This window comes from Micromonospora echinospora (assembly GCF_900091495.1).
GTDB lineage: Bacteria > Actinomycetota > Actinomycetes > Mycobacteriales > Micromonosporaceae > Micromonospora > Micromonospora echinospora.
Genome location: NZ_LT607413.1, coordinates 1,142,530 through 1,156,145, shown reverse-complemented (window position 1 = coordinate 1,156,145; position 13,616 = coordinate 1,142,530). Strand labels below are relative to the sequence as shown.

General features: G+C 72.5%; 12 protein-coding genes. 6 read left to right on the top strand and 6 right to left on the bottom strand.

The genetic code is table 11. The features are described from left to right. Positions 1-18: 18 nt before the first annotated feature. Entirely contained in the window at positions 19-519 is a 501-nt protein-coding gene (gene greA, locus GA0070618_RS05115) for a transcription elongation factor GreA (RefSeq protein ID WP_088980604.1), read from the bottom strand. Between the two features lie 131 nt (positions 520-650). Then, positions 651-1,085 (bottom strand): DUF4307 domain-containing protein, encoded by a 435-nt coding sequence (locus GA0070618_RS05110; RefSeq protein WP_088980603.1) that lies wholly within the window; start codon positions 1,083-1,085, stop codon positions 651-653. A gap of 204 nt (positions 1,086-1,289) precedes the next feature. Between GA0070618_RS05110 and mca the strand changes: the two genes are divergently transcribed. The 3 genes from mca (at position 1,290) to GA0070618_RS05095 (ending at position 5,225) form a co-directional block, all read left to right on the top strand. Beyond that, on the top strand, positions 1,290-2,171 hold the full coding sequence (gene mca, locus GA0070618_RS05105) for a mycothiol conjugate amidase Mca (RefSeq protein WP_088980602.1): 882 nt from the start codon (positions 1,290-1,292) through the stop codon (positions 2,169-2,171). A gap of 48 nt (positions 2,172-2,219) precedes the next feature. Then, positions 2,220-2,465, top strand: a complete 246-nt coding sequence (locus tag GA0070618_RS05100; RefSeq protein WP_088980601.1) for a hypothetical protein — start codon at positions 2,220-2,222, stop codon at positions 2,463-2,465. A 228-nt stretch (positions 2,466-2,693) separates the two neighbouring features. Continuing rightward, complete coding sequence (locus GA0070618_RS05095) at positions 2,694-5,225, top strand: putative bifunctional diguanylate cyclase/phosphodiesterase (RefSeq protein WP_088980600.1); 2,532 nt, start codon at positions 2,694-2,696, stop codon at positions 5,223-5,225. Between the two features lie 123 nt (positions 5,226-5,348). Here the strand turns inward: GA0070618_RS05095 and GA0070618_RS05090 are convergent, their stop codons facing one another. From GA0070618_RS05090 to GA0070618_RS05075, 4 genes are all read right to left on the bottom strand, one after another. Continuing rightward, on the bottom strand, positions 5,349-6,380 hold the full coding sequence (locus tag GA0070618_RS05090; protein WP_088980599.1) for a phosphatidylinositol-specific phospholipase C domain-containing protein: 1,032 nt from the start codon (positions 6,378-6,380) through the stop codon (positions 5,349-5,351). 103 nt (positions 6,381-6,483) lie between these two features. Next, positions 6,484-7,188, bottom strand: coding sequence for an NUDIX hydrolase (locus GA0070618_RS05085; RefSeq protein ID WP_269148474.1), 705 nt, complete (start codon positions 7,186-7,188; stop codon positions 6,484-6,486). Positions 7,189-7,234: 46 nt separating this feature from the next. Continuing rightward, positions 7,235-8,071, bottom strand: coding sequence for a DUF5919 domain-containing protein (locus GA0070618_RS05080; RefSeq protein WP_088980597.1), 837 nt, complete (start codon positions 8,069-8,071; stop codon positions 7,235-7,237). After that, on the bottom strand, positions 8,068-8,991 hold the full coding sequence (locus GA0070618_RS05075; protein WP_088980596.1) for a 5'-methylthioadenosine/S-adenosylhomocysteine nucleosidase family protein: 924 nt from the start codon (positions 8,989-8,991) through the stop codon (positions 8,068-8,070). Before GA0070618_RS05075 ends, GA0070618_RS05080 begins: the two co-directional genes overlap by 4 nt. A 570-nt stretch (positions 8,992-9,561) precedes the next feature. Here GA0070618_RS05075 and GA0070618_RS05070 point away from each other — a divergent pair. From GA0070618_RS05070 to purE, 3 genes are all read left to right on the top strand, one after another. After that, a complete protein-coding gene (locus GA0070618_RS05070; protein WP_088985297.1) occupies positions 9,562-11,601 on the top strand; it encodes a thioredoxin domain-containing protein in 2,040 nt (679 codons plus the stop codon). Positions 11,602-11,769: 168 nt separating this feature from the next. After that, positions 11,770-12,930 carry a 5-(carboxyamino)imidazole ribonucleotide synthase gene (locus GA0070618_RS05065; protein ID WP_088980595.1) on the top strand — a complete coding sequence of 387 codons (1,161 nt, stop codon included), beginning with the start codon at positions 11,770-11,772 and terminating at the stop codon, positions 12,928-12,930. Positions 12,931-12,974: 44 nt separating this feature from the next. After that, positions 12,975-13,466, top strand: coding sequence for a 5-(carboxyamino)imidazole ribonucleotide mutase (gene purE / locus GA0070618_RS05060; RefSeq protein ID WP_088985296.1), 492 nt, complete (start codon positions 12,975-12,977; stop codon positions 13,464-13,466). The last annotated feature ends 150 nt before the right edge of the window (positions 13,467-13,616 follow it).

Sequence of the window (13,616 nt, the reverse complement as noted above, 5' to 3'; positions counted from 1 at the left end):
GGGAAGATCCGGGCCGGCTCAGCCGGTGAAGGGCTCGAAGGAGACGACGGTCACCTTGATGTCGGCGCCGCTGGGCGCGGTGTAGGTGACGGCCTGTCCGGCGCGCGCGCCCAGGATGGCCTGCCCGAGCGCGGACTCCGGGCTGTAGACGGTCAGGTCGGTGGTGGACGCGATCTCCCGCGAGCCGAGCAGGAAGGTCTCGCTGTCGTCGGCGTCGTCGTCGAAGTAGATCGTGACGACCATGCCGGGGGTCACCACGTCGGCGCTGGGTGCCTCACCGACCTGGGCGGTGCGCAGGAACTCCTGGAGGTAGCGGATGCGCCCCTCCTGCTTGCCCTGCTCCTCGCGGGCGGCATGGTAGCCACCGTTCTCCCGCAGGTCGCCCTCCTCGCGCCGGGCGTTGATCTCCGCAGCCATCGCCGGGCGGTTGGCGATCAGCTCGTCGAGTTCGGCCTTCAGGCGGTCGTACGCGTCCTGGGACAGCCAGGTGGCGGGCGCCTCGTTGCCAGTGGTGGACACAGGCGTTCTCCTCGATTGTGCGTGGCTGGCTGACAGGTGAACTACCAAGTTACCAGTGCCACACCCGGCTCCGGGACGGCGAATACCGCCGGTGACCGGCCAATGCCTCTGCGTGGAGGAGTTTTCCCAGCTCAGGCCGGCGGCCGGCAGCGGACGACCTCGCCGATGAACGGCTCGGCGGAGGTGGCCAGCCGGTGCCGGGTGGTGATGCTCCGCTCGTCGCCCGGGGCGGTCACCGTCACCTCCTCGCGGGACACCTCCGCGCCGGCGACGTCCCGGGCCCGCAGCAGGCACACCGCCGACCCGCCGGGCGGTACGGTGACCTGGAACTCCACCACCACCTGCGTGTCGGTGATGTCGGTGTAGGTGATCACCTGGGCGTCGTAGGTCGGGTCGCCGTACTGCTGGTAGAGGCGGAACGTGACCAGTCCGGAGAAGGCGAGTGCGACGGCCAGCAGCGCTCCGGTCAGCCACGGGCGACGCCGGCCGGGATCCCGGCGCCGGCCGTACCGACCGGGTGGGAATACCGGTGCACCCGGTGTAGTTGTGGCGTGCGTCTCGGTCACCGGCGGGCATCTCCTGGCGTCGTCGTCACAGGCTTCGGGAAGAATGGACCTGGTCCATCCTCTCAGCCCGTCCACGGTGTGATGTCGGCAGGTCAGCGCCCATACTGACAGGTCGGCAGCCGGTTCGCCGGGGCTGATGGAGATATCGGCAGCTCACCCGCCCGACCCGTGGGGTCCGGCCGGGTACAGACGAGGAGTGCGGCTTTGGCAGAGCAACTGCGTCTCATGGCCGTCCACGCCCATCCCGACGACGAGTCGAGCAAGGGCGCCGCGACCACGGCCAAGTACGTCGCCGAGGGGGTGGACGTACTGATCGTGACGTGTACCGGCGGGGAACGCGGCAGCGTGTTGAACCCCAAGCTGGACCGGCCGGAGATCTGGAACAACATCGGCGAGATCCGGCGGGCCGAGATGGACGCCGCCCGGGCCATCCTCGGTGTCGAGCAGGCCTGGCTCGGTTTCGTCGACTCGGGGTTGCCCGAGGGCGACCCGTTGCCGCCGTTGCCGGAGGGGTGCTTCGCCCTCCAGGACGTCGAGGTGGCGGCCGGCGCGCTGGTCCGGCTGATGCGCGAGTTCAAGCCGCACGTGGTGACCACGTACGACGAGGACGGCGGGTATCCGCACCCCGACCACATCATGTGCCACAAGATCAGCGTCGCGGCCTTCGAGGCGGCCGGCGACCCGGAGCGCTACCCGGACCTCGGCGACCCGTGGCAGCCGTTGAAGCTCTACTACGACATGGGCTTCTCCAAGAGCAAGGTCACCGCCCTGCACGAGGCGATGATCTCCGCCGGCCTGGAGTCCCCGTACGCGCAGTGGCTGGAGCGTTGGGAGGACCGGGAGGACAAGGGCCCCCGGGTCACCACCCGGGTGGAGTGCGGGGAGTACTTCCCGGTCCGCGACGACGCCCTGCGCGCCCACGCCACCCAGGTCGACCCGGACGGCTTCTGGTTCCACGTGCCGATGGAGCTACAACGGCGCGCCTGGCCGACCGAGGACTTCGAGCTGGCCCGCTCGCTGGTCGACAGCCCACTGCCCGAGTCGGACCTCTTCGCCGGGGTGCGGGAGAGGGCCCATGCCTGCTGACCACCCGTGGGGCTACCCTGGTCGTAGTCCGCAGACCGGAGGAAACCCATGCTGACCGCCGCGCAGGTGCTCGCCCAGAACAACTTCGGGGACACCCGTACCGGTGGCCTCGCCGGCCCGATGGGCCTGTTCCTCATCCTGGTCCTCGGCACGGCCACCGTGCTGCTGATCCGCAACATGAACGCCCGGCTGCGCCGCCTGCCGGACCGCTTCCCGAGCCAGGGCCCGTCGCCGGACGCCATGAAGAGCGAGCGCGTAGTCGTTGATCCGACAGATCGGTCGACGTCACCGTAAAAACCCGACGAACGCTCGGTCCGGGTGCCAGCAGCGCCGTAAGTCGTTCGTCCGGGCATGATCCGGGTCGAACCAGGGCGTCACCCCCTGTTGCGGTCCCCCGGTTTGGCTTAGCCTTCCGCCGGGGGACCATCCGCCCCCGAGCCGTGCGCGGAAGGGGGCGCCAGTGACCAGCACAGCACCGGCTGCCCGCCGACGGGCCGGACAACAGCCGCCCGGAGGGACGTCGTGACCTCCGATCCGGGCCACCGGGCACCGGACCGGCTCGGTCTCCGCGACGTCCCGATCCGGGCCCGCCTGCTCGTCGGTGGGCTCCTGCTGGCTGCGCTGAGCGCCGCCGTGGTCGGGTTCGCCGTCCCCGTCCGGCTCGCCCCGGACGATGCGCTGCCCCCGTGGGCCCGGTTCGGCATCGCCGTCGCGGTGTTCGGCACCGCCCAGCTGGCCCGGCTCCGGTTCCGCGCCGTCGCCGGGATGGTCAGCATCACCTGGGGCGAGGCAGCTCTGATCGTCTCCCTGTACCTGGCCCCGGCCGGATGGCTCCCGGCAGCCGCGCTGGTCGGCACGGCGCTCACCTGGGGGCTGCTGTCGCTGCTGGCCGACCGCCGATCCGTCGTGGACCTGGTGCGGATAGTGGCCACGGCCACCACCGCGACCGCCGCCGCCGTGGTGGTCACCACCGCCCTCGGGGAGCCGTTCCTCGCCCCGCCCACCCCGGCCCTCGCTCTCGCCCTGCTCGCCGGTGCGGCCACCTACCTGCTGACCAGCGTCGCGTTCAGCATGCTCGCCCTCACGCTGCGGCACGGCACCACGGTCGCGCCGCCGCTGCTCGCGGCGCTCCGGGGCAAACTGCTGATGTTCGTCGGCAACGTCGTGGTCGGACTGCTGGTCATCGCGCTGATCCGTCTCGACCCGCGCTGGCTGCTGCTCCTGCCGCCGCCGTGCTGGCTGCTCCAGCAGACCTACCGGCACCGGCTGCGCGCCGAGGAGGAACGCCGTACCTGGCGGATGTTCGCCGAGACCACCGGGACGCTCAACCAGCTCGACGAGCGCGGCGTGGCCACTGCTGCGGTCACCGGTGCGCTCGCCCTCTTCCGGGCCGAGCTGGTCGACGTCCACGTGGCCCGCAGCGACGGCCGCTGGCGGCGGTACCGGGGCGACGTCGGCGGCCAGGTGACCGAGCGCGAGTGCGACCCGCCGGAGCCCGCCCCGGCCACCGGACACGAGCTGGCCCGCACCCTCGCCGTCGGCACGACCCGCGTCGGCGAGCTGCGGATCAGCTTCGCCGGCTCGACCGGCCCGAGCGACTCCGAACAGGACGCCTTCACCGCCTTCGCCGACGCGCTGGCCGCCGCGCTGCACGACGCGGCGACCCACCGGGAGCTGCGCCGGGTCACCGCGCGGTCGTCGTACGACGCGGTGCACGACCCGCTCACCGGACTGGTCAACCGGGCGGCCCTGCTCGCGCGGGGGGACGAGACGCTGCGGCAGCTCGCACACGGCCACCCGGTGGCGTTGCTGCTGCTGGACGTCAACCACTTCAAGGAGGTCAACGACACCCTCGGGCACGCCGCCGGCGACGACCTGCTGCAACTGACCGCGAACCGGCTGGGTGCCCTGGTCCGCCCCGGTGACCTGCTCGGCCGGCTCGGCGGCGACGAGTTCGCGCTGCTGACGACCGCCCTGCCGGTGGTCGACCACGGCAGCGCCCCGATGGCGTCCGCGCTGCGCCGGGCCCGGGACATCGTGGAGCGCCTCGCCGCGCCGGCCGAGGTGGCCGGGGTGCGGATGTCGACCGAGGTGTCGGTCGGGGTGGTGGTGGCCGGCGCCGGCACCGCCGACCTGGCCGAGCTGCTGCGTCGGGCCGACATCGCGATGTACCAGGCGAAGAAGGGCGGCGGCAGCGTCGCCCCGTACGACAGCTCCCGGGACGGGGCCAGCACCGACCAGCTGACCCTGCTGGCCGAACTGCGGGAGGCCCTGGCCGTCGACGACCAGCTCCAACTCGCCCTGCAACCGGCGGTCGACCTGGCCACCGGCGCGCCGACCGGGGTGGAGGCGCTGGTCCGCTGGCTGCACCCGCGCCGGGGCCTGCTCACCCCCGCCGACTTCATCGGCCCGGTCGAGCACAGCGAACAGCTCGGCGCCTTCACCCGGTACGTGCTGGACAAGGCCCTGGCCATCGCCGCCGGCTGGGCCCGGGACGGGCTGGACGTGCCGATCTCGGTGAACATCTCGGCGCGCAGCCTGCTCGACCCCCGCCTGCCGGCCGAGATCGCCGAGGCGCTGCGCCGGCACGACGTCCCGCCGCGCCGGCTCGTGCTGGAGATCACCGAGACGGTGGTGATGAGCGAGCTGGAGGTCGTCGACGAGGTCCTGGGCGCGCTCCGCGCGATGGGCGTGCAGATCGCCGTGGACGACTTCGGCACCGGTTTCTCCTCGCTGACCTTCCTGACCCGGGTGCCGGTGGACGAGGTGAAGGTCGACCGTTCCTTCGTGATCCGGATGGCCGACTCGCCGGAGGCAGCGGCGATCGTCCGGACCACCGTCGGTCTCGCCCACGAGTTGGGGCTGCGGGTCGTCGCCGAGGGGGTGGAGACCGCCGAGCAGCGGATCGCCCTGGCCGAGCTGGGCTGCACCGCCGCCCAGGGCTACCACTTCTTCAAGCCGATGTCCGCCGACAAGATCTCCGCGGTGCTCGGCTCGCTGCTGGACTCGGCCACCGCGAACGTCTTCCCGCTCCGCGCCGACGGGGCCTCCTGACCGCCGGGGCGTCCTGAGGGACGGGGAGTCGACGCCGCGTCCGACCCGTCGTCGCGTCAGCAGGCGCGGTCGCGGCCTGTCCGCCGGCTGGCGCGACGACGAGCGCTCCGCTCGGTCTCGACGTCAGCCGCGGTCGAGGACGTCGTCGACCACCTCGGGGATGGCGGCCCAGTCGGCGGAGGCGACGCTGGCGTACTCGGCGGCCAGCTCGGCCACCCGGGCGCGGGCGGCGACCGGGTCGGTGTCGCCCACGGCGGGCGGGACGTTCTGCGCGTCGGTCATGACCAACAGGTAGTGGTTGGTGTGGTACCAGGCGGTGTCGATCCCGCCGGTGACGTACGCGGTGGCGTCCCCGTCGAAGACGACGAACCAGGGGCGCAGGGCGGTGTCGGCGTACCGGGTGCGGGGGTCGCCGGCCTGGGCCTTGTGCACGGCGGGGAACGCCTGGGCGTTGGCCAGGGTGCCGGCGGCGGCCAGCGCGTTCAGGTGGCGGGCGTACTCGACGTCGGTCCAGAGGCTGTCGGTCGGGTTGCCCTGCTCCACCGTGCCGGGGATCAGGTGGACGATCACCCGGTCGGCGAGCTGCTGCCGCGTCGGCCAGGCGTCGGCGCGGGCGGCGGCGTCGAGTGAGGCGTGCCCGCCGCGCAGCTCCGCCGGGCGGTACACCCGGTTGCCCAGTCGGGCGGCCAGCACCGCGTCGAGCTGTGCCGGCCCCTGGCCGGTACGGGCGCTGAACCCCGTCTTCAGCTCCAGCTTGAGGTGCAGCGGGCCGGCGTCCGGGTGGGCGGCCAGCCAGAGTCGGATGTTGTCCAGGCAGTGTTCGAGGTTCTTGTTCCGGGTGCCCGTGTAGAGCTGGTCGGCGCTGGTCGCGGCGACGCAGTTGTTGTCGTTGCCGAGCGGGTTGGAGTGGCTGACCCGCCACTGCTTCGTGATGATGTCCGGCCAGACGTCCAGCTCGATCATGCCGGGCCGGGCGTCGAGCGCCTGGGCGAGGTAGGTGTACGTGGCGCGCTCGTACGCGTTGTGCGTGCCGACCGTGGTGCTGGCCGAGATCCGGGTGGTCGGGCCGGCGGCGGTGGCGGGGGAGCCGGTGACGAGCAGGGCCACGACCAGGGCGGCCGAGGTGAGCACCGGCCAGGGACGGGATCCGCGCATGCGTGCCTCCTGGGGGAGAGAGCCGACGACGACCGCCGGGCATGCACTGATGAAAGTCGATGAATGTTGTCGAGGGAAGGCCCCCGGTGGGTCGGGGTGCGGTCTACTGTCGGCCGGTGCCCGGACGCAGCATCGCCGGGTGGAGCATGGTCGCGTCGCCCCGCCGGTACAGCGCCGCCGGACGTCCCGTCGGCGGGTTCCGGCGCTCCCCGGTCGGCACCACGAAGCCGCTCACCCCGGTGACCTTGCGGTGGAAGTTGCGCGGGTCGAGGCGCACCTGCCAGACGGCCTCGTAGACGGCGCGCAACTCGCCGATGGTGAACGTCTCACCGCAGAAGGCGGTGGCGAGCGGGGAGTACTCCAGTTTGGCGCGGGCCCGTTCGAGGGCGTCCCGCAGGATGGTGTCGTGGTCGAAGGCGAGCCAGCCGTGACCCAGCCGGTCGAGGTCGACCGGCTCCCAGCGGGCCCGCGCCGCGTCGGTGCCCGCCACCGGCACCGGCAGGTCCGGGGCGATGGCGAGGTAGGCGACCGAGGCGACCGGGTAGCGCGGGTCCCGCCCCGGCGTGGCGTAGGTGCGGACCTGCTCCAGGTGGAGGCTGCGACCGTCCAGTCCGGTCTCCTCGGACAACTCCCGGACCGCGGTGTCGTCGAGGTCCTCACCGGCCCGGACGAACCCGCCGGGCAGCGCGGCGCGGCCCTCGAACGGCGCTTTTCCTCGCTCGATCAGCAGGACCGCCATCCGGCCGTCACGGATCGTGAGGATCGCCAGATCGACGGCGATGCGGAAGACGGTCGGCTGGTCGGACACATCGGAAGGGTATCGGGCGCGTCGTCTCCGACTCGGACCATCCCGATCAGGTGAGTTTCCGCTCATGGCGGGTCTGGCCGCCGGCCCAGATCCGGTCGAACTCCCGCACGAAGTGCCGGTGCCAGAGAGGATCCCGATCGGCACGTAGGGTGATCGTTGCTTCATGTCCGTCCGGGCGGTGCGAATAGATGTCGATGACGATCTGGCCGGTCGGGTCCTCCGGGTCGACCAGCATCATGCCGAATGCGGGCACGAACCGGAGCAGCCGCACCTCCAGCCGCCCGGTGCCGGTGTTCTGGGCGGCCAGGTAGTCCAGCAGGTCGATGGTGGGCCGGATGCGGTGCCTGAAGATCTCGCCCCCGCCCGAGGTCTCCAGGCCGTTGCGGCGGGCCGCCTCGTCGGCGGCGGGCCCCACCGGGTCGATGAGCGCGACCCGCACCGTCGCGCCCATCGCCAACTGCTGCCGCAATTCGTCCAGGTGGTTGCGGATCGTTCGGTTCAGGGTCACCCCGACGAGCCGGACGTCCCGGGCGCCGGTCAGTCCGACCGCCGCGCCCGGGACGGCGACGGCGAGCAACCGGTCCACCGAGTCGGGTGCCTCCGCGCGCAGGCTGCCGACGACCGTCCGGAGGCTGGACTCGATGCGTCGCATCCGTCGGCGGCTGGTGAGCAGGTCGAACGTGATGACGCCGAGTACGGCAAGGGTGGCCGCGGCGACCACCTCCGGGCTGGTCACGTTGAGGAGATTGAGCGCGCCGACGACCAACGCCGCCCCGGAGACGAGGTAGGCCTCCAGGTGCCGGTCGGTCAGCGTGTGCAGCAGCGCCTGGCGGGGACGCCTCGTGGTCGTTCCGGTGCGGCGTCGGGCGTCGGCGTGGGTCACCGCTCGTCTTCGATCAGGCACAGGTGAGGCAGGAGTCGTTCCATGACCAGCGCGGCGTGCCGGGCCGCCAGTTCGTGGTCGGCGTGTCCCCTGTGCCGGTCGGCCCGGTCCGAGATGCCCCGCACGGTCATCCAGCCGCGCAGGCCGTTGTCCTCGTCGATCTCCTCGTAGAACGCCTGGGCCAACCCGACCGCCTCGGTCTCCACGGCCAGGGTCTTCTCGTGCGTCTCCACCAGCCACGACCGGATGGCCGAGCCGGAGTCGGTCACCACCGCGTTGCCGGAGCCGATCGGCCCCCGGTGGATGCGGAACTCCCGCCCCGCCTCCGGGCGGACCACGGTGCCGTGCCGGACCAGGAAGTCGCTGACCCGATGCCGCAGCACCGGCGCCGTGGCCTGGATCCGGCCCCCGCACCGGGGACCCTCGGCGGTCTCCCGCCGGTTGTCGTACCAGATCACCTCGTCGGAGAGGACCACGTCGCCGACCGCCAGGTCCGCGTGGACGCCACCGGCGATGCCGACCAGCAGGACGAGTGGTGGCCGGAAGTAGCGGCGCAGCTGTTGGTAGGCGAGCGCGGCGGAGTGCGTACCGGGTTCGAGGGTCTGGGTGGCCACGACGCGGACCGGTCCGCCCTCGGCGGCGAAGGTGGCCCGGTGTACGGCGGCGCCCCCGCGCATCCGCTCGGTCCGGTGGTCCGGAGCCCGTCGGAGCACCTCCACGACCGCGGCCATCTCTTCCCGCAGGACGGTGAGGATGCCGACGTCCGCCGACCGGCCGGCCTGGTCCCACGTCTCCCGACGGAACGGTCCGGTCCGCGCGGAGTCGCGCCCGTTGTGCTGGACGGCGGTCACGTTGCCGCCGACCGAGACGGTGCCCCCGCTCACCGTCATGCCCGTGTTGTACGACGGGTGCGCGTTCATCGGTGTCCTCCTCGTCGAACTGTCCGATGTTGGTCTGGGTGCTGGTCACGTCGCCCTGCACGATCAGCGACCCGCCGGAGACGACCGTCCCCGCGTTGAGCAGGGTCATCGCCTGCCGGTACTCGCTGGCGGGCCTGGAGGCAGTGCCAGAGCACCAGGGGCAGGTCGAAGCCGTGGGACGGAGCGACCAACCGCTGACGCTGGTGGTACACCTGGTTCAGGTATGCGCGCCGGAAGCCGTCATCGAGGTATGCGCCGGCGCAGAGGTGCCGGGTCGCGGTGGACGAGGGCCGCGGGCCGGACGGTGCGACCCGGGGAGGTGGCACCGCATTCGGTGGTACGGGACTTCTCATGACATCCGTTCTCGCTGGTTCGGATCGGTCCACTGTGGACTGCTGTAAGAGGAGGCGTCGGCCGGGACCGTGATGTGACATCACCCCGTTTACGTCACTCTGACGATAACTGGACGATACAAAGCCTCGGCCATTTGTGTCAATCAGACGACAAGTGGTGTGGTGGTTCCTGGAGGACCGGGATGTCGCCGTACCGGTGGCTGGTTATGGTCGTGCGGTGAACCGACTCGCCGAAGCCACCAGTCCGTACCTCCTCCAGCACGCCGACAACCCGGTCGACTGGTGGCCCTGGTGTGACGAGGCGTTCGCCGAGGCGAGACGGCGGGACGTGCCGGTGCTCGTCTCGGTCGGCTACTCGGCCTGCCACTGGTGCCACGTCATGGCACACGAGTCCTTCGAGGACGAGGCCGTCGGCCGCCTGCTCAACGAGGGCTTCGTGGCGATCAAGGTGGATCGTGAGGAACGCCCGGACGTCGACGCGGTCTACCTGACCGCCACCCAGGCGATGACCGGGCAGGGTGGCTGGCCGATGACCGTCTTCACCACCGGAGACGGCACCCCGTTCTTCTGCGGCACCTACTTCCCCAAGCCCAACTTCCTCCGGCTGCTCGACTCGGTCGGCACCGCCTGGCGGGAGCAGCGGGACGCCGTGCTCCGGCAGGGGGCCGCGGTGGTCGAGGCGATCGGCGGCGCACAGGCCGTCGGCGGCCCCACCGCCCCGCTCACCGCCGAGCTGCTCGACGCCGCCGCCGAGCAGCTCGCCGGGGAGTACGACACCACGAACGGCGGTTTCGGCGGCGCGCCGAAGTTCCCGCCGCACATGAACCTGCTCGCCCTGCTGCGGCACCACCAGCGCACCGGCTCCCGGCAGTCGTTGGAGATCGTCCGGCACACCTGCGAGGCGATGGCCCGGGGCGGCATCTACGACCAGCTCGCCGGCGGATTCGCCCGGTACTCGGTCGACGGGCACTGGACCGTGCCGCACTTCGAGAAGATGCTCTACGACAACGCCCTGCTGCTGCGGGCGTACACCCAGCTCTGGCGCCTCACCGGCGACCCGCTGGCAGCCCGCGTGGCCCGGGACGTCGCCCGCTTCCTCGCCGACGAGCTGCACCGCCCCGGCGAGGGCTTCGCCTCCGCCCTCGACGCGGACACCGACGGCGTCGAGGGGCTCACCTACGCCTGGACCCCGGCCCAGCTCGTCGAGGCCCTCGGCGAGGAAGACGGCCGCTTCGCCGCCGACCTGTTCGGGGTCACCGAGGCTGGCACCTTTGAGCACGGCACGAGCGTGCTGCGGCTGGCCCGGGACGTCGACGACGCCGACCCGGCGGTACGCGCCCGGTGGCAGGACGTCGCACGCCGGCTGCTCGTCGCCCGGGACACCCGCCCCCAGCCGGCCCGCGACGACAAGGTGGTGGCCGCCTGGAACGGCCTGGCGATCACCGCGATCGCGGAGTTCGTCCGCCTGGTCGAGACCCGGGGCGTCAGCGGCGAGGAGGGGGACGACAACCTGCTGGAGGGCGTCACCATTGTCGCCGACGGCGCGATGCGCGACGCGGCCGAGCACCTCGCCGGCGTGCACCTCGTCGACGGTCGGCTGCGCCGGGTCTCCCGCGACGGCGTGGTCGGCGAACCGGCCGGCGTGCTGGAGGACTACGGCTGCGTGGCCGAGGCGTTCTGCGCGATGCACCAGCTCACCGGCGAGGGACGCTGGCTGGAGCTGGCCGGGCAGCTGCTGGACACCGCGCTGGCCCGGTTCGCCGCCCCCGGCGGCGGTTTCTACGACACCGCCGACGACGCCGAGCAACTGGTCACCCGGCCCGCCGACCCCACCGACAACGCCACCCCCTCCGGCCGGTCCGCGATCGTCGCGGCGCTGGTCACCTACGCCGCGTTGACCGGGTCGACCCGCTACCGGGAGGCCGCCGAGGCGGCGCTCGCCACCCTCGCCCCGCTGGTCGGTCGGCACGCCCGGTTCACCGGGTACGCGGCCGCCGCCGGCGAGGCGCTGCTCTCCGGGCCGTACGAGATCGCCGTGGTCACCGACGACCCGGCCGGGGACCCACTGGTCGCCGCCGCGTACCGGCACGCCCCGCCCGGCGCGGTGCTCGTCGCCGGCCGACCGGACCAGCCCGGCGTGCCGCTGCTCGCCGACCGGCCGATGGTCGACGGCCGGTCCACCGCGTACGTCTGCCGGGGTTTTGTCTGTCGACGCCCGGTGACCACCGTCGACGACCTCGTCGCCCAACTCACCTGACGCCGCGCCGTCCGCGCCCACCCGGTGGTTTCCGTACCCACCTACCTGGCTGAGGTGGTAGCAGGGGACCCTTGTTACCGCTTTTTGCGTAGCAGGGGACCCCTGCAAACCCCAGATCAGGCGGCGAGTGCCGGCATCTCCGACGGCCCGGATAGGCTGGGCGCCGCTATGGACTCCCGTACCGGTCTCCCCGTTGTCGGCATGGTGGGCGGTGGCCAGTTGGCCCGGATGACCCACCAGGCCGCGATCGCCCTCGGCCAGTCACTGCGTGTGCTCGCCCTCAGCCCTGACGACGGCGCGGCCCTGGTCGCCGCCGACGTGCAGTACGGCGACCACACCGACCTGGCGGCGCTGCGCACCTTCGCCAAGAACTGCGACGTGGTCACCTTCGACCACGAGCACGTGCCGAGCGAGCACATCCGCACCCTGGCCGGCGAGGGGGTGAAGCTCTACCCGCCGGCCGACGCGCTGGTCCACGCCCAGGACAAGCAGGTCATGCGGGAACGGCTCACCGCCCTGGGCGCCCCGGTGCCCGCCTGGCAGCCGGTCACCGTCCCGGACGACCTGGTCGCCTTCGGTACGCGGACCGGCTGGCCGGTGGTCCTCAAGGCGGCCCGGGGCGGCTACGACGGCCGGGGCGTCTGGCTGGTCGACGGTCCGGAGCAGGCCACCGAGTTGGCCGGCACGCTGCTCGCGGGCGGCACCCCGCTGATCGTCGAGGAGCGGGTCCAGTTGCGCCGCGAGCTGGCCGTGCAGGTGGCCCGTTCGCCGTTCGGGCAGGTCGCGGTCTATCCCGTGGTGGAGACGGTGCAGTCCGACGGCATCTGCGTGGAGGTGCTGGCCCCCGCGCCCGACCTGCCGGAGGAGGTGGCTCTCGCCGCCGGACAGCTCGCGATCGACCTGGCCACCGCGCTGGGCGTGGTCGGTCTGCTCGCGGTCGAGCTGTTCGAGACCCCGACCGGGCTGGTGGTCAACGAGCTGGCCATGCGACCGCACAACTCCGGGCACTGGACCATCGAGGGGGCCCGGACCTCGCAGTTCGAGCAGCACCTGCGGGCGGTCCTGGACTACCCGATGGGGGACACCTCGCTCACCGCCCCGGTCGTGGTGATGGCGAACGTGCTCGGCGGCGAGCCCGGCGGCATGAGCATCGACGAGCGGCTGCACCATCTCTTCGCCGCCGAACCCGGCGCAAAGGTGCACCTCTACGGCAAGCAGGTCCGACCGGGCCGGAAGATCGGGCACGTCACGGTGCTCGGTGACGACCTCGACGACGTACGGGCGCGGGCCGCGCGGGCCGCCCGTTGGCTGCGCGAGGGCCGGGCGTGAGCGTGGAGGTCGGCTTGGAGAGCCGGGGACGAGGGGACGGTGCGGTGCCGACGGTTGGGCTGATCATGGGCAGCGACTCGGACTGGCCGACCATGCGGGCCGCCGCCGAGGCGCTCGACGAGTTCGGCGTGGCGTACGAGGTGGGCGTGGTTTCCGCGCACCGGACCCCGGTCAAGATGATCGAGTACGCCCGCTCCGCCGCCGACCGGGGCCTGAAGGTGGTCATCGCCGGTGCCGGCGGGGCCGCCCACCTGCCCGGCATGGTCGCCTCCGCCACGCCGCTGCCGGTGATCGGGGTGCCGGTGCCGTTGAAGCACCTGGACGGGATGGACTCCCTGCTCTCCATCGTGCAGATGCCGGCGGGGGTGCCGGTGGCCACCGTGTCCATCGGCGGTGCGCGCAACGCCGGGCTGCTCGCCGTCCGCATCCTTGCCGCTGCGGATCCGACCCTGCGGGAGCGGATGACGGCGTACCAGGCCGGGCTGGAGCAGCTGGTCGCCGAGAAGGAAGCCGCGCTCCGCGCCTCGCTGGCCTGAGCGAGTGACCGCGCGGCGGGGGCGTCAGCGTCCGCCGCGCTCCGCGCCGCACTGGCCTGAGCGCCGTTCCCGCCGTGCCGCCGAACCTCCGCCAGCTCTCGCCGGGGTGGTAGCAGGGGACCCCTGCTACTCAAAAAGCGGTAACAAGGG

Coding starts and splice junctions, on each gene's coding strand:
- GA0070618_RS05090 (WP_088980599.1), bottom strand. CDS start 6,380: ATGCGCGGATCCCGTCCCTGGCCGGTGCTCACCTCGGCCGCCCTGGTC.
- GA0070618_RS05100 (WP_088980601.1), top strand. CDS start 2,220: ATGCTGACCGCCGCGCAGGTGCTCGCCCAGAACAACTTCGGGGACACC.
- GA0070618_RS05075 (WP_088980596.1), bottom strand. CDS start 8,991: ATGAACGCGCACCCGTCGTACAACACGGGCATGACGGTGAGCGGGGGC.
- GA0070618_RS05065 (WP_088980595.1), top strand. CDS start 11,770: ATGGACTCCCGTACCGGTCTCCCCGTTGTCGGCATGGTGGGCGGTGGC.